Consider the following 23,357-nt stretch of genomic DNA (forward strand, 5'->3'; position numbering starts at 1 on the left):
AGAAGATATAACTCCAAAAGAGGTATCTGATTGCCAAAAATGAGGACTTTATAAGCATGGTTCCAGAATGATTTGGGGAGAAGGGAATCCAAATGGAGATATTTATGTGATTCTTGATAATCCGGGGGCAAGAGAGGATAGAGAAGGAAATCCGTTTGTGTGCGGAACTCGCCAAACCTTACAACAAGCGATTGAAGAAACAAACATCTTTATTCCTATTTTTTAGAGGATGGAAAACTGGTTTTTATAAATGGAAGGAGTAAAAAAGGTGAGACAAAAAGACTCACCTATTCATCTGCACTCCCAACTTCAGCACAAATCAAGCCAAAATAAGTTGGCACTTCATAAGAATATAAATGGATATTACGCTTTTCTTTCGGAATGGCTCCCGCGAGAATCATTGTTTGCCAAATTCCGTCCGGCTTTGCAGCGTCGACATATTCCGGATCAAATTCTGCCATTTTCTCCAATTCATTAGAGCGGAACAAACCGACTACTTCCTCATCAAGCATTGCAGCGGCTGGATCATATCCATATGGTCCTTTTTCGTCATGTGCATGCGCCCAATCACAGCTGGCGATGAGGCCGATATTTTTCGATGAGTTTTGAACTACTTCACGGAGAACTTCCCCGAACTTATAGTGATCCTCAAGTGCTACTTCTCTTGATGGAGTGATCACCACAACAGGAACTTCCGGCATAAAAGCTAGTGGAACAATGGCACCCCAATCAAGCGGCAAACAAGAAAGAGGCCCGGTAGACGTCGCATAATTAATGGATCCTGCAGCAAGCCCGGATTCCTTAGCAGCCTTCGTAATTTCCAGTGCTAATTCTCGATCCACCATTCTCTCCATCTCATAATAGGTATCATTTTCATCAAATGACCCATACATTCTTTCGCTGCCCGAAATCGAAAATTGTCCGTCGATTCTTGTCCCATGCGGGGTTAGGACAATGATTGTATCCGGATTTGCGGAATTCATTTTCTTTCCTAACTTCACCATACTATCACGAGTCAGTTTCATTCTTTCTGGTTTGTCGCCTGAGAGTTCCGGAATAATTTCACCGCCATGCGGCGTAATGCAAGCAAATACAAATGGATTCATCCTCATCACTCACTTCACATTTTTTTAATGTATTCGATAATCATCCAACAATTCCCTTCAAAAATTGCTAAAATTCGAAAAATCATTTTAATAAATTCCACTCCCTAAAAATGATGAAGAAGCAGGGAATTGCACATAATGAGTAAGAAAAAGGAGGTTTTTCATTTGAGAGCTGTTACATATCAAGGGATAAAAGATGTAAAGGTGAAAGATGTACCAGAGCCTACCATTCACAAACCAGATGACATCATTGTGAAAATTACAAGTACGGCAATATGCGGATCGGATCTTCATCTTGTTCACGGGATGATGCCGAATATGCCTCATAATTTTATTATTGGCCATGAGCCGATGGGGATTGTCGAAGAGGTCGGTCCAGAGGTAAAAAAACTCAAAAAAGGCGACCGTGTTATCGTTCCGTTTAACATATCGTGCGGTCAGTGCTGGTATTGCCAGCATGATTTGGAAAGTCAATGCGATAATTCGAATCCGCATGGAGAAGCAGGAGCATATTTTGGTTACTCCGAAACATTTGGTGGTTATCCGGGCGGACAAGCTGAGTATTTACGTGTGCCATTTGCAAATTTTACCCCATTTGCTGTACCGGAAGACTGTGAATTTGAGGATGAAAAGATTCTCTTTTTATCTGATATTATTCCGACCGCTTATTGGGGGGTGGATAATGCTGGTGTTAAAGAGGGGGATACGGTTATTGTACTGGGATGTGGACCTGTTGGATTGCTCACTCAAAAGTTTGCATGGCTAAAGGGTGCAAAAAGGGTAATTGCTGTTGATTATATTCAGTACCGTCTTGATCATGCGAAAAAAACCAATCATGTGGAGGTGGTTGATTTTACAAAATATAAAAACACAGGTGAGTACTTGCATGAGCTAACGAAAGGCGGAGCAGATGTTGTCATCGACTGTGTAGGGCTGGATGGAAAAAAGACAGCCTTAGAAATGGTGGAATCCGCTTTAAAGCTGCAAGGTGGCGCGATGGGGGCAATTGTCATCGCTTCCCAGTGTGTCAGAAAAGGTGGAACTATACAACTCGTTGGGGTATACGGAACAAGGTATAATCAATTTCCGCTTGGTGATCTATTTGCACGAAATATCACTTTGAAAATGGGACAGGCTCCAGTCATTCATTACATGCCGGAATTATATAAAATGATTAAGGAAGAGAAGTTTGACCCAACGGATATAATCACTCATCGTTTGCCGTTGGATCAGGCGGAACATGCTTATTCTATCTTTGATGAAAAGGAAGATAACTGTATCAAGGTAGTGTTAAAACCATAATAAAAAACCAGGCATCAATATGCCTGGTTTTTACGTGGGTCCCGTCAAAGACTAAGAAATGTTCTAAAGCTCTAAGTGGGTCTTCAAACGGTCATGCGCTTTTTGACGTTCGGATTCCGGCACAACAAAATAATAAATTTTATTAATCATTTGGCCTTGGCCTTGAAGCTGGAATTTCTCAATATTTTTTCGTGCGTTTCGATAATTCTTTTGAATGCTTACCATATCATCGAAGCTGAGGTTTGTTTCGATGTTTTTTCCTAATGCCTGAAATACATCACTGAAATGTGTTAACGAAGAAAAGCTTGCTCCCTTGTCGATTATCCCTTGAATGACGGCACGCTGGCGCTCTTCCCGTCCAAAGTCTCCGCGTGGATCTTGTTTTCGCATCCGGACATAATTAATGGCCTTTTTACCATTTAAATCAATTTGGCCCTTTGGAAAATGATAGCCGCCATAACTGAAATCAAGATTATTATTTACGGTAACACCGCCTAATGCATCTACAATTTCTGAAAAACCTTCCATATTTACTTTAATGTAATAATCAATCGGGATATCGAGGAAATTTTGGACTGTATCCATGGACATTTTTACGCCGCCATATGCATAAGCAGCATTAATTTTATCCTGTGTACCTCTTCCGACGATTTCAACACGTGTGTCTCGGGGAATACTCAGCATTTCTACCGATTCCTTATTCGGATTTACCGTCATGACGATCATCGTATCAGACCGCCCGACATCGCCTTTTCTTTGATCGACACCCAACAATAATACAGAGAAAGGTTGTTCCTTTCCGAAATTCAGTTCTCCGGCACGGGAATTCTTACTTTTGACAGGCTTATGCATCGTGTCTACAGCAGCCCTCATGGAATGATAAATATTATATGCAAATACTCCTCCGCCAATTAATAGGAGAAGGAGGATGATACCAACAGCCTTCAACCATGTCCGTTTCTTTTTACGTTTTTTATATTTATCCGCACGCATATATCTTTTTCCTCCAAATTGGAAAAATTTATTAAATATATCATAGCAAAACTCGGAAAAGTTGTGTAGAAAATTTTAAAAATTCGTCGATGCCTGTCATGAATATTTTATGCAACTTTTACAAAAATAAATCTATAATATCCATTTTACGAATCAGTCATTTCTTTAAAGGGTTAACACTCCTGCGCTGTTCTTAATAAAAACGTTTTACAGCCACAAAAAGTTTCATTTATGAAATCGTTAAAGCGATATTGACAAATCATCTATTCCAATAGATAATTGGTATAGACAACTATATAAATTTAGAAATCGAGGTGGGCAGCATTGGTACAAAAGGTTGTAATCAATGCCAAGATTTTTACAGGTGAAACAGAAATTGCAAATGGATATATTCGTTTTCAGGATAAAATCATCGAGACGGGCTCAATGGACGGGTTCCAAGAACAAAGCGACGAAGAGGTCATCAATGCGAAAGGAAAAATTATTATACCAGGAATGATTGATGTCCATATTCATGGCGGATATGGTGTTGATGTAATGGATGCCGACCCTGAAAAACTGGCATTTTTAAGTGACAAGCTTTTGGATGAAGGGGTAACCTCTTTTTTTGCGACAACAATTACACAAGATTATCCTGCGATTGAAAAGGCTCTTCGTGCAGTTAAAGCCGCAAAAGAATCCGGAAATACTATTATTGAAGGCGTTCATTTGGAAGGGCCGTTTATTTCTGAAAAAAGAGCTGGTGCACAACCTTTGGAATTTATCAAAGCACCCGATATAGACTTATTTTTAAAATGGCATGAAGCTTCCGGCAACCTTATCAAACTTGTCACGTATGCACCGGAAAAAGAAAGAGCACGTGAATTTGAAAAGGTGATGATGGAACGTGGAATTGTACCTTCTATGGGTCATTCGGACGCTGTTCGCGAGGAACTTTTACAAAGTAAGACCACACATGCGACCCATATGTATAACGGGATGCGCGGATTGCATCATCGTGAAGCAGGTGTAGCGGGCCACGCTTTATTATCGCCGCAAATTCAAGTTGAAATGATTGCGGATGGGATACATGTCCACCCTGATATGGTGAATTTAACATATAAAGTAAAAGGAGCATCCGGAATGGTGTTGATTTCCGATGCGATGAGAGCGAAAGGTATGCCTGATGGAGTATCGGAATTAGGCGGGCAAAAAGTATATGTGAAAAACGGAGAGGCACGTTTGGAAAATGGCTCACTTGCGGGAAGTATTTTAAAGATGGACCAAGCTTTCCGAAATATTATTCAGTTTACTGGCTGCAGCATTCGTGATGCGGTTCAAATGACCTCTGTTAATCAAGCGAAGGAATTTGGACTTACTTCGAAAGGTACTTTAACAACGGGAAAAGACGCGGATTTCGTCATCATGGATGAAAGCTTACACGTATGTGAAACCTATTCGTTAGGAAGGAAACATCAGAGAGGGGAATAGTCATAATGGAAATTTTAACATTTAAATCAGATAAAGATGCAGCACAAAAAGCATTTGAAATTGTACGCGATGGTGTGGTAAGCGGACGTGTTTCTACACTTGGACTTGCTACAGGAGGAACCCCTGTTGAATTTTATAAAAAGATGAGAGAATCTAATTTGGATGTGTCCTCTATTTCTACCGTTAATTTAGATGAATATGTTGGGTTAGAAAAAAATGATCCAAACAGTTATCATTATTATATGGAGAAAGAGCTATTTTCTCATATGAATTTTAAAGAATCTTTTTTACCAAATGGAATGGCTAAAGATTTAGAAGCAGAGTGCAGAAGATATGAGAAAATCTTGAAAAATCATGCTGTTGACATTCAAATCCTTGGCATTGGGGCGAATGGTCATATCGGATTTAATGAGCCGGGAACCTCTTTTGACGCAGAAACTCACATTGTGGAATTAACAGAGTCAACAAGAGAAGCGAATAAACGCTATTTTGAAAAAGAAGAGGATGTTCCAAAGTACGCCATTTCAATGGGGATTAAGTCCATTTTAGCAGCGAAAAAAATTATTTTGTTAGCATTTGGCCGCTCCAAAGCAGAAGCAATTAAGGAGATGGTTGAAGGTGCGATTGATCCTTCATGTCCTGCATCTATTTTGCAAAAGCATCCTAATGTGACTGTGTTGGCGGATGAAGAAGCGGCCGTCTTGCTTAAGGAAGGGATAACAAGTGATCGATAAGGGTTCGCCCGTTCCGATTTATTATCAAATTCAGCAAGTGATAAAGGAACAAATTAAGAAGGGGGAATGGTCCGTTGGGGATGCCATTCCTTCTGAACGTATTTTATCGGAGCAGTTCGAGGTTAGCCGAATGACCATCAGGCAGGCAGTTCAAGGTCTTGTGGATGAAGGGGTGCTCACGCGCAAACGTGGAAGCGGGACCTTTGTCAGCAATGAAAAAGTAGAGCAGCCATTAAGAGGTGTTACAAGTTTTACCAAACTAATGGAGCAGCGCGGAATGATACCGTCCAGCAAAATTATTTCTTTTTTGAAAAGGAAACCATCCGATGTGGAGGCAGAACATCTGGAAATGGATCAGGCAGTTGAGGTTTTACAAATCGAGCGAATTCGTCTCGGAAATAATACGCCGATTGCCATAGAAACGACCATCATTCCATGGCCATTTGCGGAAGGTATTACTGTGGAAGATATGGAGCATTCCTTATACGAATTTATCGAAGAGAAAAAGGGGCTGGATCTTGGAGAAGGCAGGCAATCCATCGAAGCCATCAGCGCAGATAAACAAACAGCAAACCAACTGGATCTCCCAACAGGGTCTCCAATTCTCTTAATTGAGAGGGTTACAACTTTAAAGAACGGAACCCCTTTCGAATATGTCCGCTCCCACTACGCGGGCAGCAGATTCAAATTCTACTTGTAATGGTGTCAGGCACCACTCGTGGACAAAACGATAAATTGTCCATCAGTGGTGTACATTAATGGAAAAAGAGTGAAAATTCCTAAAATGAGGTTGCCGATTTTAGGTAGTTGTGTTAAAATGCAAATAACTATAATGAACGGAGGGGTTCCGAAGTGCGACTACGATTCGATTTATTACGCCGCTAATTGAATAGTGTGCTGAAACTCTGCTCATGCAGCAGGGTAAATCGGAATTGGTCTGCCTATTTTTATGGAACTCATGTTAAATTTCATATTTTTATGATAAAAGAGGGAGGACGAATAGCCCTCTTTTTTTGTGTTCTCAAATAATTCGAAGTAGTGTCATGATCATATGGTGGGCATTTTCACCATAGTCTGAATCGGTTTATTTGCTGTCCGTTTTTCCGATAACCCTCTGTATGTAGTAGATGGACTATTTTTACATTTATTATTTAGGAGGATACAAATATATGATGGCAGAACGTGAAAAAGCAATATTAGTCGGTGCGAATCTTGGAACACAACAAAATTTTGATTATTCAATGGAGGAATTGGCAAATCTAACAGCCGCCTGTGAGATGGAAGTGACAGGTATAATTACTCAAAACCTTCAACGAATAAATAAATCTCATTATATAGGGACAGGGAAGATTAAAGAGATTATTGCCTTGTTAGCGGCAACGAATGCGCGAACCGTTATTTTTAATGATGAATTATCCCCTTCCCATATTCGAAATCTCGAAAAAGAACTGGAATGCAGGGTAATCGATCGCACCATCCTAATCCTGGATATTTTTGCAGAGCGTGCGAAAACGAAGGAAGCACAGCTTCAAGTGGAAGTAGCGAAATTGCAGTATATGCTGCCTCGCTTGATTGGACTGCGGGAATCTCTTGGACGTCAGGGCGGAGGCTCAGGATTGAAAAATCGTGGGTCAGGTGAAACAAAATTGGAGCTGGATCGTAGAAAAATTGAAGAAAAAATTACTACACTAAATAAAGAATTAGAGGTTCTTGTTTCACATCGGCAAACACAGCGAAAAAGGCGCAGGAAAAATAATCTTCCGGTGGTGTCACTAGTTGGCTATACAAATGCGGGGAAATCAACCATTATGAATGCAATGGTGGAATTATATAATCCTGCAGCAAATAAGCAAGTTTTTGAAAAGGATATGTTGTTTGCGACCTTGGAAACTTCCGTAAGAAATATACCATTACCGGATGCAAAGTCTTTCTTATTAACGGATACGGTTGGATTTGTTGATAAGCTGCCGCATCATCTAGTAAAAGCGTTTCGCTCCACGTTAGAGGAAGTAGCAGAATCCGATTTACTAATTCATGTGGTTGATTATTCGAATACGAATCACAAGCAAATGAAAGATATTACAGAACAGACATTAAAAGCGATAGGTGTAGAAGATATTCCAACAATCTATGCCTATAATAAAGCAGATTTACTGGAAATAGAGCTTCCTGCTGTTCAACACAATACAGTTTATCTATCAGCGAAACAACGGATTGGAATCATGGAATTAGTCGAAATGATTCGCCAGCAGATATTTAAAAATTATGTTCAATGTGAAATGTTGATTCCTTATGATCAAGGAAATATTGTCTCTTATTTTAATAAAAACGCAGAGATTCTTTCAACAAGCTATGAAAATGAAGGAACAAAGCTGTTAATGGAATGCCGTACTGCCGATTTTGAAAAATATCAAGAATATGTCGTGTAAAGATCGGGTAACAATTATCGAATAGAAGCTACTTTAGTGTAGCTTCTATTTTGTGAAATAAGTATAAGTTTTTAACGCAAGCAGCCATCGGTTAGCAGATTTTTCTTTCAGGTAAGGCCTTGCTGTTTCGCCTGTGACTATGAAATCCATACGTTAGAGGTGCTGGCTTTTCTTTTGGTGTCAGGCACCACAAATGGACAAAATACTGTATTGTACATATCCAGTGGACAGTAGTGCTGTTTTAAATCTCTAATAGAATAGGGGATTCTTATGAAATATAACAAGAAGTGGCCTAGGATGTGGAAAATAATCTCGCTTGGTATATCGATATTGGCTCGAATCTATTGGTATCAGATCCGCAAAAAGCCGGAATCCGAGATGGAGAAATTATGGGCGAAAATTGGCCAGGAATTCCGGGAAACCTTATTCGACTTAGAGGGGCTCCTGATTAAGGTAGGGCAATTTCTAAGCATCCGCTCTGATTTATTGCCAGGGAGCTTTGTCAAACAGCTTGAAGATTTAGTCGACCATGTCCCCCCTTCATCTTGGGAGGAAATAAAAGATGTATTACAAAAAGAATGGGAAGGGAAGATTGAGGATAAACTCGAATCGATCCATCCAACTGCAATCGCATCAGCGTCCATTGGTGAAGTTTATAAAGGATATTTGAAAGATGGAACTTGTGTTGCGATTAAAGTACAAAGGCCGGCTATCCGATCGATTATCCAGACAGATTTTCGATCCCTGTCCATCATAATCTGGATTGCACACCATTTTGCACCTGTCCCAAAACAATTCGTAAATTTTAAAATGCTTTTTTTTGAGCTCAAACAAGTGATAAAAAGAGAACTGGATTTTCATCTGGAAATGGAAGCGTCCCTTCATTTTCGCACACGATTTAGTAAGTTTAATAGACTTATCATTCCAAGGGTTTTTCCAGATTTATGCACTTCTAGAGTACTAGTAATGGAATGGGTAGAAGGAAGAAAGATTACAGATGTTGATTTTTTAGTGCAATCCAGGATTAATAGAGAGGAATTATCCGTACGTCTTTTACAGCTATTTATTCCTCAGTGGCTCGAGGCAGGTATTTTCCATGCTGATCCTCATGCGGGAAATGTTTTAGTAAAGGAAGAAGGTTCAATCGTTCTACTCGATTATGGAATGGTTGGAGAAATTTCAAAAAAGGATGCCGCCAACTTTCAAGATTTGTTACAAGCTTTTTTGTTGAAAAATTATACATTGGCTGTAAAAGTACTAATGGATTTGGGATTTATTCACCCAGACGCCAATACCAAAAAGATTGAGATGATTCTAAAAGAGGCATTATCGATTGATTTCGCACATTACAAAGAAATGGATCTATTTACAGTAAAAAAAGAACTGAATGATTTAATCCGTTCATTGCCTGTACAAGTACCGACGCGATTCATTTTTTTAGGAAGATCCTTTATCACGATTGAGGGAATGCTACATACGATTAGCCCAGGAAGTGAATTATTAGAGATTGCGAAGCCGGCCTTTTTGAAGTGGCTATATCAAAATAATCAAAGTAAATGGAAGCTGATTTGGAAATGGATTAATGCCCAGCCTGTATTTCAAGTTTTTCATTCTATTCAAGATTTGTTGGAATCACCTAAGAGATTCATAGAATTAAAGGAAATTCAGCAACATAGAGAATTTCACTTTTCGGTTCTGGAGAATCAGAAAAGGCAACTATTCTTCTTGGGAGCTATAGGAATTACCGGAAGCTTGTTTGGTATATATTCCAGAATAACATTGATAACAGATGTCGCATTGGGGATTACAGGAATTTCCTTGGTTGCCTATATCATTTGCAGTTGGAAGCAAAAGAATTGGTTGAAATCTTTGAAAAAATAAATGCATGGTTACAGTAGAATGTCATATGATTAATGTTGGAGCAAATACACAGCAAATAAGGAGAGATTTTATGCCAAATTATATTTGTATTACATGTGGTACCCAATATCCTCACACACAAGAACCGCCTCACTTATGTCACATCTGTAATGAGGAGCGTCAATACGTTCATCCGAACGGACAATCCTGGACTACCTTAGAAGAAATGCTGCAAAGTCAAAAATACCATAATGAGATTTTAAAAGAAGAAGAGAATTTATACAGTATCACCACGAATCCTTCATTTGCAATCGGTCAAACAGCTTATGTTATAAAGCAAAATGGATTTGGAGTCATTTGGGATTGTGTGACTTACCTTGACGAGCAAACACTTGATTTCTTAACGAAAAACGGACCAATCCATGCTATGGCACTATCCCATCCCCACTATTACTCCACCCAAGTAGAGTGGGCGGAAAAGCTAAATATCCCTATATACATTCATGAAGACGACCAGGAATGGGTCATGCGCCCAAGTGACAAAATAGTATTTTGGTCAGGGGAGGAACTGGAACTTGCTGAAGGAATAACCCTCCATAGATTGGGCGGTCATTACAGAGGCGGGGCAGTTTTACATTGGGAGCAGGGAAACAACGGGAAGGGCATTTTACTATCAGGAGATATTATTCAGGTAGTCGCAGATACAAGGTGGGTAAGCTTCATGTATAGTTACCCAAATCTCATTCCTTTGCCAGCAAAAAAAGTTGCGGAAATGGCGAACAGGGTAAAGGAACTGAAACTTAATCGTTTATATAATGCTTTTCATAGGGTAGTGGCCGAGAACGCAAATGAGGCTGTTCAAAAATCAGCGGAGAGGTATATAAAGGCGCTGCAAGGGGAGTTATTTCAAACATAATAGTTTTAGAGAAATCGATAAGAGGTGATAGGAATGCCGGAGTTTGTTGCAAATGGAGTTACTTTAACCTATGACGATGATGGGGCAGGTACGCCTATTATTTTACTGCATGGTCTGGGTGGTAATCGCTATAGTTATCTTGAATTTATAGAAAAATTCAAAAGTCATTTTCGTGTCATTGCTTTGGATTCTAGGGGGCATGGCGACTCAGAAAAGCCGAAGAATTATACCTTGAATGACCATATTGAGGACGTTATTGCTTTAATGGATTTTCTCGGTATCGATTCGGCACATATACTTGGGGCATCAATGGGAAGTTATATTGCACAAGGAGTGGCAATTGCTATTCCGAATCGAATTAAAAAGTTGATCCTTGTTGTGGCAAAATCACATGGAAAAACCTCGTCTACACAAGAACTTATGGATCAGCATGCGGAGGAGTTAATAGGGTTAAACCTAGAGGAGACAATGGCCCATTTATCTAAGTATATGTTCTATAATCTTGAAGCCGCATGGAAATACTTGGCGGAGTCTCAGATGAAAGGTCACGTATTAACGCCGGAGGAACAAGCAGCAGCCAATAAAGCATTGGAAGGCTTCGATTTCCGACCTGCCCTGAATAAAATTACTGCTGAAACATTAGTAATTAGCGGTAAACACGATGGTCTTAATCCGCCAAAACTAGGAAGAGAAATAGCAAATCTGATTCCACATTCGACATTTGTAGAATTTGCAGAATCGGGCCATGCTCCAAATGCAGAAGAACCTGAAAAATTTATGAAAGTCGTTAAGAATTTTTTAATAGAATGAAATGGAGAACCCTTCATGGTAATGCATGGAGGGTTTATCCAACCACTAAGTGTCCACCCTGTAAATACAAAGTGCCCGAATTGTCCATTTGTGGTGCCTGACACCAAGTGGTAGAATAGTAGAAAATGAGGAGGATGGTGAAAAGGATGAGTTGGACACAGGGGTTAATTTTAGCGATTTTTGTTTTGCTGGTGGCGGTTATCGTAGGGCCGCTGGGGTTTTATTTTTACATATTATTTCGAGATTCGCGTCAAAAAGAACATGCAGTATTAAGAAATTTTCCGGTGCTCGGACGAGTTCGATACATAGCGGAAAAGGTTGGTCCGGAGCTGCGGCAATATTTATTTCTAAACAACAATGAAGGAAAGCCTTTCTCTAGGAATCAGTATGAAGGTGTCGTCAAATCAGGTAAATACAAACAGAGAATTACGGCATTTGGATCGGAACGGAATTTTGAGGATACAGGTTTTTATTTAAAGAACTCCATGTTTCCTAAGCAAAGAGAAGAGCTTCGTATTGACCAAAATCCAAAAGTTCAGACCATGCTTTATAAAATTGATAATGAAAAGCTTGTTAGTAGAAAGGAACACTCCGAAAAAGCGGAGGTTGCCCCTTATTACCTATCAGAACAAGACCAAATTGTGATAGGAAAAGATACTTGTGCAAAACCTTTTTACGTTAAAGGATTAATCGGCCAATCAGCAATGAGCTATGGAGCATTAGGGAAAAATGCGATAATCGCGTTATCAAAAGGACTTGCGCTTGCCGGCGGTACATGGATGAATACTGGAGAAGGCGGGCTTTCCAAGCATCATCAGGCAGGGAATGTGGATATTATTGCTCAAATTGGGCCAGGATTGTTCGGCTACCGAACGGAAGACGGAGAGTTTTCTTGGGAGCAGTTTAAGAAAAAAAGTGAGATCGAACAAGTAAAAGCATTCGAACTAAAACTAGCGCAAGGTGCAAAAATCCGCGGTGGACACGTCGAGGCGGAAAAAGTAACACCAGAGATTGCAGAAATCCGTAATGTCACACCATGGAAAACGATAGATAGTCCAAATCGTTTTCGCCAATTTCATGATACGAAAGGGTTACTGGATTTCGTAGAACAAATGAGAGAAATTGGCGGAAAACCAGTTGGATTTAAAATCGTTGTTGGAAGCCGTGACGAGGTAGAGGATATGGTCAAGGTGATGGCGGAGGAAGGAAAATACCCTGACTTTATCACCGTTGACGGCGGTGAAGGAGGAACAGGAGCAACTTACCAAGAGCTTGCAGATGGACCAGGCTTACCGCTTTATACTGCGCTACCGATACTGCATGAAATGCTCAAAAAATATCAAATTAGGGATCGTGTAAAGATTATTGCATCCGGAAAATTAATTACTCCTGATAAAATGGCATATGCTCTTTGCTTAGGAGCGGACTTAATCAACACTGCCCGTGCCTTTATGATTTCGGTAGGCTGTATCATGGCGCAAACATGTCATTCCAATACTTGTCCAGTAGGAGTTGCCACAACAGATCCAAATCGAGAAAAGGCATTAGTCGTGGAAGAAAAAATGTATCGTGTCTGTAACTATGTTATCTCCACAAGAGAAGGACTTTTCAACCTGGCCGGTGCAGCAGGTATAGCTTCACCAACAGAATTCACGGAAGAACATTTAATGTTCAGAGCCATGAACGGTCAGCTGTATACCGGAAAAGAATATATGCAAGGATTAATGAGGCCATCATTGGAAAAACTGGCCTTATAGTTATTAGAGACGAGTTAAATTGCTCGTCTCTTTTAAAAAAAATGCTATCTCTATTTTGTCTGGAATAGATATAATAGTTTTAAAATAATGGAAAAGGAAAAAATCAAAACTATGGATTTAATTTCAACAAAATTGATTATCATCTCCGTATTTTTATTAATTGTCACTACCATCGAAACACTGGCCTATTCTACAAGGCTGTCTGGGGCAAGAGTTGGTTTAATCGCATCTGCTCTTTCTTTATTTAACACGATGATTATTGTCTCCAGATTCTCGACTATGTTTCAACAGCCAATGACGGGGAAGCTTATTGGTGAAGCTCCTAAAGTTAATACTCTGGATTTTATCCAAGATCAATATCGCATTTTGCTTGGGGTCACGACGTTAGGCGTTTGTATAGGAATATTTCTATTTCCAACTTTTATCGCGATTTTTTCCAGAGCCATCACACAGCTCTCGCTAGAAAAAGGCTCAATTTTTACTGTTATAAAAAAGTGGAGTAATAAACAAGGCTTGCAGAAGGCTATTGCTTGCATTCGTCTGCCGCGCTTATCCTATTTAAAAGGAATTAATAAGCGAACTTTTCCGAAACGGATTTTTGTTATCAATGCCGTCATTACCGCTATTTATACAGTAGGAGTGTTGGCTGCACTATATGCATCTGTTATTGTGCCTCCTGAGTATGCACCGGCAGCTATAATGTCTTCCGGAATCATTAACGGAGTGGCTACTATTTTATTAACACTCTTTGTAGACCCAAAAGCATCCGTATTAGCGGATCAAGTAGTGAAAAAACAAAATAAATACGTCTATTTAAAAAGCTATTCTTTTGCCATGGTAAGCTCCAAATTAGTTGGTACCTTACTGGCACAAGTTATTTTTATACCGGCAGCATTGTATATTGCTTGGTTTGCACACTGGATTTAAAGCCTTCCTGATGGGGAAGGTTTTTTATGTTATAGAAGATGGGTGAAAAGTCCCGATTTGGTCCGTTGTTTGACGAAATCGGTCCATTTAACGCAATAGTTTTCGGGCTGTTTAACTTCTAAGTCGGTCCATTTATGGAGCTGGTTATAATTTTAGTATTCTGGTAGTTAGAGGTAACGAATCTGACATGAGAGAGCTTGGCGTATTAGAACTGGATAATTATTCAGAAAGGAAATCATACAGGATGCAAATCTTATTACGGCAACGGGCCGCGCCTTTGTCGAGTTTGGCAATCGGTTTGGAAAGGCACTTGGTTTAGAGTTCGATATGAGGTGGTATGGATGATTAGAGTTTGATTTGGAATCAAAGTACGAAATAAGCAATCAATCATGCCTGTTTTGCCAGTCGAAATGAAAATTCAACCTCGCAGCAAATAACGATTAAAATGCTTGCTTACGAAAATTCTGCTTGTATCTATGCCTTAAATAGTTCTTACCCTCCATGATAAATTATTCTTTTTCCTTTAATGTTATTTTAATTTTAGCCCTATAAAATGTAATGGTATTGAATTTTATTTGATAAACCGGGCTGTATCCTATCTACAAACCGGGCCATTATTAATAGAATGCAAAAAAGGGGTAAAGTACACCTCAAGCCTTAGTGAAAAATATGTAAAAGGTTCAATTGGGGAACTTTTTTCTTTTCGATATGCTTAATATACAAAATAATGAGAGGGTGACCCCTGATGAAACGTAAATCCATTCCATCTCATTTGATGGCATTATGCTGGTTAATATCGATTCCGTTGTTAGGAACCTTGTATGTAATATTAAATCGCCAAAACGTCAAGGCATATAGCCTAGTAACAGATCTTGACCGCCATATTCCTTTTATAAAAATTTTTATCATACCTTATGTATCATGGTTTTTGTTTATATTGGCCGCGTTAATTTATCTTTGTGTAAAAAATCGCCAAGTTTATTATCGGACTTTAGTATATTTCAATATAGGGCTTTTAATTTGTTACGGAATTTATTCAGTCTTTCAAACTCATGTTCCGCGACCAACATTAACAGGACATGACTTGCTAACCAATATGGTTCGCTCTGTTTATCATTTGGATGAACCGTACAATTGCTTTCCAAGCACTCATGTTCTAACCTCTTATTTAATCTTAAAAGGATTCCAATCGGCAAAGAATATCCCTCGTCCAATTCGAATCGGAGTTTCCCTCATGGCGCTTCTTATCATGGTTTCGATTCTTTTTGTGAAGCAGCATGTATTGTTTGACCTGATTGGCGGTGTCGCTGTTGTGGAGGTCATTTATTTTCTTCATCGATGGAGTGCAGCAAGAGTGAAAAGTATCCAATTAGCTTGGCAACATCGCAACGGAACAAATAAAGAGTCGGTTAAAAGCTCTAAACTGGTTTAGAAGTGCACGCACTCCCAGGTTTTTTAAGAAAAAGGATATTTCCTTCTTACGAAGAATATATAAAATTGTTCGGTATGTGAGGAGGGATATGTATGGAATTTCATGCAGTTAGGTTGTTGGTAAATGATTTTCAGAAGAGTTTAAGCTTTTACAGAGATGTTCTAGGTTTTTCCGAATGGCACAACGATGAACAAGAGTATGCTTATTTCGAAAAACAGCAACTGGCACTTTTTTCTCACTTAAAAATAAGGGATGTTATCGGTGAAGAACAACCTACGAATGAGGCTTTCTATTCAAAATTCCTGCTTCAATTTGAAGTGGATAATGTTGACGAAACGTATCGTGGGTTAGTAAACAAGGGCGTAAGATTTATTAATCTGCCGCATGATCAGGTTGGTTGGGGATCACGAGTTGTACATCTCCGCGACCCAGAAGGAAACGTGATTGAATTATATCAAATATTAAAGAAAGAAAAAGGCTGAGCGAAATTATCATTCAGCCTTTTTTTCTATTATTATCAGTTTGTCACTTTTTCAACAACAAATTGATCAAAAAACTCAAGGATTGTACGATTCACAAGGATTTCATTCGCTTTCTTCGAGAATCCATGGCCTTCATCTTCGAGGACAAGGTATTTTACATTAACACCATTATCCTGAAGCGCTTTGACGATTTGATCGGATTCTTGCTTCACAACCCTTGGATCGTTGGCGCCTTGGATAACAAGCATTGGTTTGGTCATGTTATCTAAATAAGTGATAGGTGAGTATTCCGTTAGCTTATCAAAATCTTTCTCAGGATCTCCTACCCACTGGTTCATAATCGGCTTCCAATGATTTGGAACGGACTCGATAAAAGAAAATAAGTTCGACGGCCCAAAAATATCCACGACCGCTTTGAAATACTCTGGATGACGCCCGTGCAACAACAGCGCCATATAACCTCCAAAGCTTCCACCCATCAACAATGTTTTTTCTCTGTCAGCCAAACCATTTTCGTAAAGGTATTCTAGGCCGGCAATATTATCTAGACGAGGACCTTCTCCCCAGTTGCCTTCTACCATTTTTGTATAGGCCAAACCATATCCAGTGGAACCGCGGAAGTTTGGCGCGAAAATGCTGTATCCTCTGTTAACAAGGAATTGGAACATCGCACGGAAATTATTTCGTTCCGCGGCTTGCGGACCGCCATGCGGCCAAAGAATCACATGCCCGTTATTTACATCGTCTTTAGCTTTGAAAAATAGTGCTTCAATGGCTAATCCGTCATAAGAAGGGTATGTGAACACTTCCGGTACAACAAGCTCATCCTCTTTGACCCCTGGTACAGATAGGTTCGTGAGCTGCTTCCATTCTGTGCTTCCTGCTTCTTTTAAGAAAATATTATATGGCTTCGTTGCCGTTCCAGCCAAAAGATAAACGTTTCCGCTTTCCATCACCTTTATTCCTGTTACCACAGTTGCAGGCAATTCTACTTTTTGCAAAGTACCGCTTGCTAAATCATACTGGTATAAATAATCATTTACACCTTTTGAAGTAAGCAAGTATAGGGAATTTGTTTGCTTGTCAAAGCGTACAACGTCAAACTCTTCTTTTTCAAGAGAAAGGACCTTGGAGAATTCATGTGTTTCAAGATGAAACTTGGCTAAGTAAGAAAAGTCTTCGCCAAATGTCGTGACAAAATAATATTCCTTGTCTACAAATACACCATCTCCAACCGTAAATTGCTCCTCAGTTTCAGGTGTAAGAGAATAGGACTTCCCGTTCTGATAAACATATCCAGGTGCATATGTATTGGCGAATTGCTTCATATAGACAAAGCTTGTTTCCTCCTCATTGACGGCCAACAAGAAGCATGCAGCATCCGCACCTTCCAGCACCACTTTTTCTTCATCATTTTCGATATCGTATTGATATATATTCAGGAATGTTTCATTGTTTTTCGTCGAAGTATAATAAAGCCTCTTGTCATCTTTTGATAAAAACGGGTACATATGACGATGACCTTCTGCTGTTCGAAGCGGAACGAGTTCACCGCCAGCTGGAGGAAGCGCATAAAGCTGTGCATTTTCATCTCCATCTTGATCAAAACCAACTACCAGAAAACGCCCATCATGCGAATACCGTAACGCATGGCAATTTTGATCCACAAATGTGAGTGGATAAGGATATTGATTCGGTAAATCCATCGCCCAAAGATTGTATTTACCTGTTAAATTGGTGCTGAAAACTAATTGCTTTTCATCTGGACTCACCGTGAAGGCTTGCACATTAAAAGTACGATAAAAATTTTCGATATCAGGTTTTTTAAACGTTACCAAACTGACCCACCCCTTTTAGAAATTTCTTTCTATACTGAAAATTTAAACCAAATGTGGTCGAATGTCTAGTTTTAAGTCTGAGTTGAATGTTAGAATGTAAGTGTATTCAGAATTTTAAATTTTATATATACATGGAGGACAATATTGAATCATTTTTTTCTGAAAAAATATGAACCGGCATATCATTCTAAAGTGGTTGAGCTCTATCAGTCATTGAAGGAAAAATACGTGGATTTCATTTATTGGTGGCCGGGAAAAGAATCTTTTACATGGAATTTTTGTGACTGTGCTTTTATAGGCGACAAGTTTATTGGAAAAGGACAAGTACAACCAATCGCTGTCATGGAGGAAGGGGATAGTCACGACTTAAAGCATAAAATTTTTATCAATATAAAAATCCACCCTGATTATGAAAAGGAAACAGAGATCTATCAAATATTGTATGAATCATTGTATAAAAAGGCGCTGAAAATTAAAGATTCGTTGCCGACTGGATTTGGTTGTTTACTATGTGTCGGAAATTTTCGCGAAGAAGAGGAAAATAATGCATTCTATCTTGCGAATGGATTTAAACCTCTGAACAGTTTATATGGAATGGCAAGAGATTTATCAGAGGAAATGGTTGCAAGCGAGTATCCGTTAGGTATTGAAGTCCGACATTGGCAGATGAATCAGGAAGAGGAACAATTGAAGTATCTGCGAGCAGAAAAAGAAATTTGGCCAGATAATCCGCTTGGCTTAGAAAGATTGTTGGAGTTTAAGAGGAACCCAAATTGGACTGCCATTACGGCTTTCGACGGTGAGGACATAGTCGGAAGCGTAATGGCGTGGGAGGATTTAGGTGAGCAAGCAGGGGTGATTGAAGATCTCTTTGTAAAAGAAGCTTATCGAAAATCAGGTCTGGGAAGATATCTTCTTGCTGCTGGTCTTACGCATTTACAATCAGTTGAATTAAAAGAAGCCCAGCTGGAGGTTGTTACAGATAACGATAAGGCATTAAACCTCTATCGCTCTGCTGGGTTTAAGGAAATATCGGAAGAAAAGCGATTTTATATAGAGTTGAAGTAAGGAAAGTCAGCCTGGGGCTGGCTTTTTAATGTGATTGAAAATTGTTGTTTGTGGATTGGTGCCCAATAAAGAGGAGGATCCAAGGAAACGGTAACGATAGTGGAAGAATTGTTCCTGTAACGGAGGAAATCTTGGGACAACGGTAACGATCAGAGGTGGAATGTGCCCGTAGCGGAGAAAATGCCGGAACAACGGTAACGATCAGAGGTGGAATGTGCCGTAACAGAGGAAATCTTGGGACAACGGTAACAATCAGAGCCTGATAGTGCCCGCAACAGAGGAAATCTCGGGACAACGGTAACAATCAGAGTAGGAACGTGCCATTAACAGAGGAAACCACAGAACAACTTTAACAATAAGAGTCATAATTCCCCTGAAATGGAGGAAAATAGAAGTTAAATAAAAGAGGAATCGAACATAAACTGGTGATTATGCCTGAAAAATGAATTCAAAAGGTTTTCTCCGAGCCCAAACTTTATAAAAGGGTAAGGGACTGTTTGGATAGTATGGTTTTCATTCCCTTGGTAAAATAAAAAAATTCGTTTTAAAATAGAGAGGATGACTAAAAAAGAAAGGTCGCGGACCTATGTATAGAGGAAAAGCGTTTCCTATAAATAAAGAAAATTCCATCTCAGAGCTATTTGGTCTTCCGTTAAATGGAGTGAACCAATGGGTCTATATCAGAGGAGAGGATTCGACAAAACCTGTCCTTTTAATGGTTCATGGAGGGCCGGGCGCCAGTCAAATTGGTTATATCCGACATTTCCAAAAGGAATTAGAACGGCATTTTGTGGTGGTCAATTGGGATCAAAGGGGATCTGGAATGTCCTATTCGCAAATCATTCCTAAAGGGGAAATGACTGTACAGAAATTTGTAGATGATATTATTGAGCTGACAGAATATGTACGTCAACGATTTAAGAAAAATAAAATCTATATTGCGGCTCATTCATGGGGTTCCATCATTGGGTTACTAGCGGTTCATAAACGACCGGATCTCTTTTATCAATATTTTGGAATTGCCCAAATAGCCAACTATCTGGAGAACGAAAAAGCTTCATACCAAGTTTTGCTGGAAAAGGCTAAAAAGGAAAACCATAAAAAAGCTATTAAGGATTTAATAAAAATAGGGCAACCGCCGTGGACTCAACTGAAAAAGCAACGGGTACTAAACAAATATTTGGATATATTAGGCGGAGGTATGTCGCGTGATGGGAAGCTATTAAAATCGATGATAAAACATGTCATTCAAGGTACGGAATATAAATTTCATGATTATCATCGCTTTTTAGCAGGTCAGGTTTTCAGCAAAAAGGCTCTTCGTAATGAACTAAAGACCGTTGATTTAAAAAGTATGATTAAAACCGTGAAGATCCCCATTTATTTTCTGATGGGAAAATATGATCTAACAGTCGTGCCGGAACCTACAAGGGAACTATTTCAATCCATTAAAGCAGATGAAAAACAGTGGATATGGTTTGAGAATTCAGCACATTCCCCGTTATTTGAGGAGAAGGAAAAGTTTTCTGAGATTATCTATAGAGAATCACAAAAAAATCCAAATAATTAATATTAACTAAACCAAATCGCTATACTGATTTGGTTTTGTCTTTAAACTATATCAATTTCACTTTTGGCGAAAAACTGAACCGTATTGGTTACAAATTGGGTTCTTATCTTTGTGGTCTGAGGTTCTGCTATTTTGCAAAAAAGCAGTAAATTCCTTCTGTTTTTTCGTAAATAACGTACTTAGAGTCCGCTTCGTCTTTAAATTAGGGGGATTTATTAAAAATAACGGATTCTATGTCCACTTAATTAATAGAAGCTACTGTTAAAACGTAAACCGGGATACTTGTTCGCCTTCAATTATTAATCCGTCTATTTCTTGAAAACCTATTTTTTCGTAAACTCGTTTTGCGTGTTCATTAGTTGGTTCATACGACAGTGTAATGGTTTGATGGCAATCCTCTTTCATATTTCTGATATCGTCTATGACGAGTTGAATTGCCTCCTTTCCATACCCTTTTCCTTGATGTTTTTGATCGATCATCATGCGATAAATCCAATACTCATGGTCGTCTTCGTCAATTCCATAAAGTGCAAATCCAATCATTTCCTCTTCTTGATAGATTCCTTTTGCATGGAAATTGTCTAGAAAATTTAATTGAGCCAGCGATACCGCATTTGAAGCCACAAACTTCACTTGATCTTCTCTGACACGTAACGAAATGGCCTTTACCCAATTGTCTTTCGTAATCGTTTTTAAATGCAACATACCCCATCTCTCCTTTCTTGGATTATACACAATATTCAAAAATTAAAGGTTTCCAATAAAAATAGACATCTATTTTTTGGGGATTTTCACAAAAAAGGCAGATGTCCTTTTTAGTTTTTAAATATAATAATGGACTTTTAGTTAGGTTCATTGTTCCGTTATTAATTCGTATAAGCGTAAAAGTTTCTATTGCATTTTCAAAGCTAAATAGAGAATCATTTCAAACAAAAGCTATTTCCCGGGGACCTTCCATACCTTCAATAAAGTCTAACAATCTGTTTCCCTCTTCCGTTAATTCGTTTTGGTCCTGCTCAGAAACCTCTTTAAAAAGCTCGATAATGAGTCTAACAATACCTTTTTCTTTTACGTATTTCCATATTCCGGAGACGCAGCCATCAATGAGTATGGTTGGCCGGATGATTCCATTTTTCGTAAAAACTTTATTACGATAGGACTCATCCATAATTCGTTTCCGATTGGCATAGGACAGTAACATGTTGTCAAAGTCTCCCAGGAATCTTGGTGGAGACGGAATGTTCTCTTCAGGTCTTGGAGCATTAGGAATATCGAAAAGTTCATTTCCTTCTTCGTCATGGAAAATGATGAGCTGCGGTAGAAGATGTTCTACATTTTCAATAAGCCGAGTGCGGCCGGACCAAACCTGTATATCCTTAATAGTAGCGGGACCAAATGCAGCTAAATAACGCAGTATCATATCTTCAGTAGTTAATTTTGAGAAGGGGAGCGCGCCTAGCCAAACTTCAGCGGAAGTATGGACCGCCTTCCCGCTCTTACCCCATATTCCACGTGGCGGCAATTGTACAAGCGGAATCATTGTCCGAACGACAGCTGCGAGGGCTGCTGAATCAACATTCGGCCACTGATTACCTAATAGTTTACCAAGTTCGCTGAATGTAAGTGGCTTTGTCTCAACTAAAGCACGACCGGCTTCTGCAATCGCACAAGTATCCACACCATTAAGGTACTTGCCAAAAGAATTTTTTAAAACACTTTCTTGGACAGACTGAACTAAGGGTCGCAAACTCATGCCATCCTGTGATGACACTAAGTGGATGGTAGAGCGCATCAAGGCGAGGCGTACGACCTTTTTATCTAGAATGAGATTGGAAAGATCTTCTTGGCAGAATTCTTTAAGTCGATTCCAAAGACCAAAATATGGGGCCATCGGGTCTTGAGCTTGTATCCCAACAAGGCGCTCAATTGCATCTATTACAGGGATATCTACACGATTCAGTAACATTTGTCTTGCGAGTAAAGCACGGTTCAAGGCCCTGGTACTAAGGACTGAAGGCTTTCCTTTGAATTTTTCATTGCTTTGAGTTGCATTATTTATCTTCAAATGGTAAGCCTCCTAATCATTTATTAGAGCTTATCTTTTATATAGATAAAGTCCATAATCTTGCATAACCGATGGGTGTCCTAATTGTCTTAGCATTGTAGTGATATTACCGCGATGGTAATTTCCATGAGTAACAACGTGGAAAACGGATTCATAAATAGACGTTTCCAATTCTCCAGCATAAGGATTATCAACGATAATAACTTGATCCATATTTTCTTGTTGGTCTAGAAATGATTTGTTTTTGAGGGATAAATCGTCATAGAGGTTTAACATTTCTTCAATATCTATTGATTCTAGCTCTTTTTGTAACTGATTTGCGAGTGCAAAGGCTTCCTTCATTGTTTTGCCTGCGAGAATTTCGAACCATGATTGCTCAACGAGATAAATGTGGGTTAACACTTGTGAAATAGAAGAAAAGCCACTTTGTAAGTCATGATGATAAATGTCCTCAGGAAGTTCTTTTAGATGATTGATTATTTCCTTATTTGCCCAAACATTGTAATCATACATATCTTGCGTGGGATTCTTTTTCAAATAATTGTCCTCCTTGTTCTTAATATGTGTATTGTATCATTTATGGAAGTTAAATTATATT

General features: G+C 39.1%; 21 protein-coding genes. 15 read left to right on the forward strand and 6 right to left on the reverse strand.

Annotated elements, in window-relative coordinates:
* Positions 1 to 67 precede the first annotated feature (67 nt).
* Complete coding sequence (locus NSQ59_RS03540; protein WP_340829285.1) at positions 68 to 226, forward strand: uracil-DNA glycosylase family protein; 159 nt, start codon at positions 68 to 70, stop codon at positions 224 to 226.
* A 61-nt stretch (positions 227 to 287) separates the two neighbouring features.
* Here NSQ59_RS03540 and NSQ59_RS03545 read toward each other — a convergent pair whose 3' ends face one another.
* Positions 288 to 1,106 (reverse strand): DODA-type extradiol aromatic ring-opening family dioxygenase, encoded by an 819-nt coding sequence (locus NSQ59_RS03545; protein WP_083489198.1) that lies wholly within the window; start codon positions 1,104 to 1,106, stop codon positions 288 to 290.
* Positions 1,107 to 1,271: 165 nt separating this feature from the next.
* On the opposite strand from NSQ59_RS03545, the gene NSQ59_RS03550 reads away from it, so the two are divergent.
* Positions 1,272 to 2,408 (forward strand): zinc-dependent alcohol dehydrogenase, encoded by a 1,137-nt coding sequence (locus tag NSQ59_RS03550; protein ID WP_340829289.1) that lies wholly within the window; start codon positions 1,272 to 1,274, stop codon positions 2,406 to 2,408.
* A gap of 63 nt (positions 2,409 to 2,471) precedes the next feature.
* Here NSQ59_RS03550 and tagU read toward each other — a convergent pair whose 3' ends face one another.
* The gene (gene tagU, locus NSQ59_RS03555; protein WP_055738290.1) at positions 2,472 to 3,401 is read right to left on the reverse strand and encodes a polyisoprenyl-teichoic acid--peptidoglycan teichoic acid transferase TagU; all 930 of its coding nucleotides are present in this window, start codon (positions 3,399 to 3,401) and stop codon (positions 2,472 to 2,474) included.
* Positions 3,402 to 3,725: 324 nt separating this feature from the next.
* Between tagU and nagA the strand changes: the two genes are divergently transcribed.
* From nagA to NSQ59_RS03610, 11 genes are all read left to right on the forward strand, one after another.
* Positions 3,726 to 4,871 carry an N-acetylglucosamine-6-phosphate deacetylase gene (gene nagA / locus NSQ59_RS03560; protein ID WP_340829293.1) on the forward strand — a complete coding sequence of 382 codons (1,146 nt, stop codon included), beginning with the start codon at positions 3,726 to 3,728 and terminating at the stop codon, positions 4,869 to 4,871.
* Positions 4,872 to 4,876: 5 nt separating this feature from the next.
* On the forward strand, positions 4,877 to 5,605 hold the full coding sequence (gene nagB, locus NSQ59_RS03565) for a glucosamine-6-phosphate deaminase (protein ID WP_055738292.1): 729 nt from the start codon (positions 4,877 to 4,879) through the stop codon (positions 5,603 to 5,605).
* Positions 5,595 to 6,305 (forward strand): GntR family transcriptional regulator, encoded by a 711-nt coding sequence (locus tag NSQ59_RS03570; protein WP_055738293.1) that lies wholly within the window; start codon positions 5,595 to 5,597, stop codon positions 6,303 to 6,305. The genes nagB and NSQ59_RS03570 overlap by 11 nt, the downstream gene beginning before the upstream one ends.
* A 469-nt stretch (positions 6,306 to 6,774) precedes the next feature.
* The gene (hflX, locus tag NSQ59_RS03575) at positions 6,775 to 8,034 is read left to right on the forward strand and encodes a GTPase HflX (RefSeq protein WP_340829296.1); all 1,260 of its coding nucleotides are present in this window, start codon (positions 6,775 to 6,777) and stop codon (positions 8,032 to 8,034) included.
* Between the two features lie 297 nt (positions 8,035 to 8,331).
* Complete coding sequence (locus NSQ59_RS03580) at positions 8,332 to 9,915, forward strand: ABC1 kinase family protein (RefSeq protein ID WP_340829299.1); 1,584 nt, start codon at positions 8,332 to 8,334, stop codon at positions 9,913 to 9,915.
* 70 nt (positions 9,916 to 9,985) lie between these two features.
* Entirely contained in the window at positions 9,986 to 10,810 is an 825-nt protein-coding gene (locus tag NSQ59_RS03585; RefSeq protein WP_340829301.1) for a hypothetical protein, read from the forward strand.
* Between the two features lie 33 nt (positions 10,811 to 10,843).
* The gene (locus NSQ59_RS03590) at positions 10,844 to 11,620 is read left to right on the forward strand and encodes an alpha/beta fold hydrolase (RefSeq protein WP_340829303.1); all 777 of its coding nucleotides are present in this window, start codon (positions 10,844 to 10,846) and stop codon (positions 11,618 to 11,620) included.
* Between the two features lie 146 nt (positions 11,621 to 11,766).
* The gene (locus NSQ59_RS03595) at positions 11,767 to 13,377 is read left to right on the forward strand and encodes an FMN-binding glutamate synthase family protein (protein ID WP_340829305.1); all 1,611 of its coding nucleotides are present in this window, start codon (positions 11,767 to 11,769) and stop codon (positions 13,375 to 13,377) included.
* A 111-nt stretch (positions 13,378 to 13,488) separates the two neighbouring features.
* The gene (locus tag NSQ59_RS03600) at positions 13,489 to 14,304 is read left to right on the forward strand and encodes a lipid II flippase Amj family protein (protein WP_055738299.1); all 816 of its coding nucleotides are present in this window, start codon (positions 13,489 to 13,491) and stop codon (positions 14,302 to 14,304) included.
* 745 nt (positions 14,305 to 15,049) lie between these two features.
* Positions 15,050 to 15,736, forward strand: coding sequence for a phosphatase PAP2 family protein (locus NSQ59_RS03605; RefSeq protein ID WP_340829308.1), 687 nt, complete (start codon positions 15,050 to 15,052; stop codon positions 15,734 to 15,736).
* Between the two features lie 92 nt (positions 15,737 to 15,828).
* A complete protein-coding gene (locus tag NSQ59_RS03610) occupies positions 15,829 to 16,218 on the forward strand; it encodes a glyoxalase superfamily protein (RefSeq protein ID WP_340829311.1) in 390 nt (129 codons plus the stop codon).
* Positions 16,219 to 16,253: 35 nt separating this feature from the next.
* Here the strand turns inward: NSQ59_RS03610 and NSQ59_RS03615 are convergent, their stop codons facing one another.
* Positions 16,254 to 18,056 (reverse strand): S9 family peptidase, encoded by a 1,803-nt coding sequence (locus NSQ59_RS03615; protein ID WP_340829314.1) that lies wholly within the window; start codon positions 18,054 to 18,056, stop codon positions 16,254 to 16,256.
* 144 nt (positions 18,057 to 18,200) lie between these two features.
* On the opposite strand from NSQ59_RS03615, the gene NSQ59_RS03620 reads away from it, so the two are divergent.
* Both NSQ59_RS03620 and NSQ59_RS03625 read left to right on the forward strand, forming a co-directional pair.
* Positions 18,201 to 19,124, forward strand: a complete 924-nt coding sequence (locus NSQ59_RS03620; RefSeq protein WP_340829316.1) for a GNAT family N-acetyltransferase — start codon at positions 18,201 to 18,203, stop codon at positions 19,122 to 19,124.
* Between the two features lie 586 nt (positions 19,125 to 19,710).
* Positions 19,711 to 20,694, forward strand: coding sequence for an alpha/beta fold hydrolase (locus NSQ59_RS03625; RefSeq protein ID WP_055738304.1), 984 nt, complete (start codon positions 19,711 to 19,713; stop codon positions 20,692 to 20,694).
* Between the two features lie 261 nt (positions 20,695 to 20,955).
* Here NSQ59_RS03625 and NSQ59_RS03630 read toward each other — a convergent pair whose 3' ends face one another.
* The 3 genes from NSQ59_RS03630 to NSQ59_RS03640 all read right to left on the reverse strand — a co-directional run bounded on the left by NSQ59_RS03630 (position 20,956) and on the right by NSQ59_RS03640 (position 23,272).
* Entirely contained in the window at positions 20,956 to 21,399 is a 444-nt protein-coding gene (locus NSQ59_RS03630; RefSeq protein ID WP_055738305.1) for a GNAT family N-acetyltransferase, read from the reverse strand.
* A gap of 220 nt (positions 21,400 to 21,619) precedes the next feature.
* Positions 21,620 to 22,759, reverse strand: a complete 1,140-nt coding sequence (locus tag NSQ59_RS03635) for a winged helix DNA-binding domain-containing protein (protein ID WP_340829321.1) — start codon at positions 22,757 to 22,759, stop codon at positions 21,620 to 21,622.
* A gap of 30 nt (positions 22,760 to 22,789) precedes the next feature.
* Positions 22,790 to 23,272: a DinB family protein gene (locus NSQ59_RS03640; protein ID WP_340833127.1), complete on the reverse strand. Its 483-nt coding sequence runs from the start codon at positions 23,270 to 23,272 to the stop codon at positions 22,790 to 22,792.
* Positions 23,273 to 23,357: the final 85 nt, after the last annotated feature.

Origin of the sequence: Margalitia sp. FSL K6-0131 (assembly GCF_038008735.1) — a bacterium.
Taxonomy (GTDB): Bacteria; Bacillota; Bacilli; order Bacillales; family Bacillaceae_C; genus Margalitia; species Margalitia shackletonii.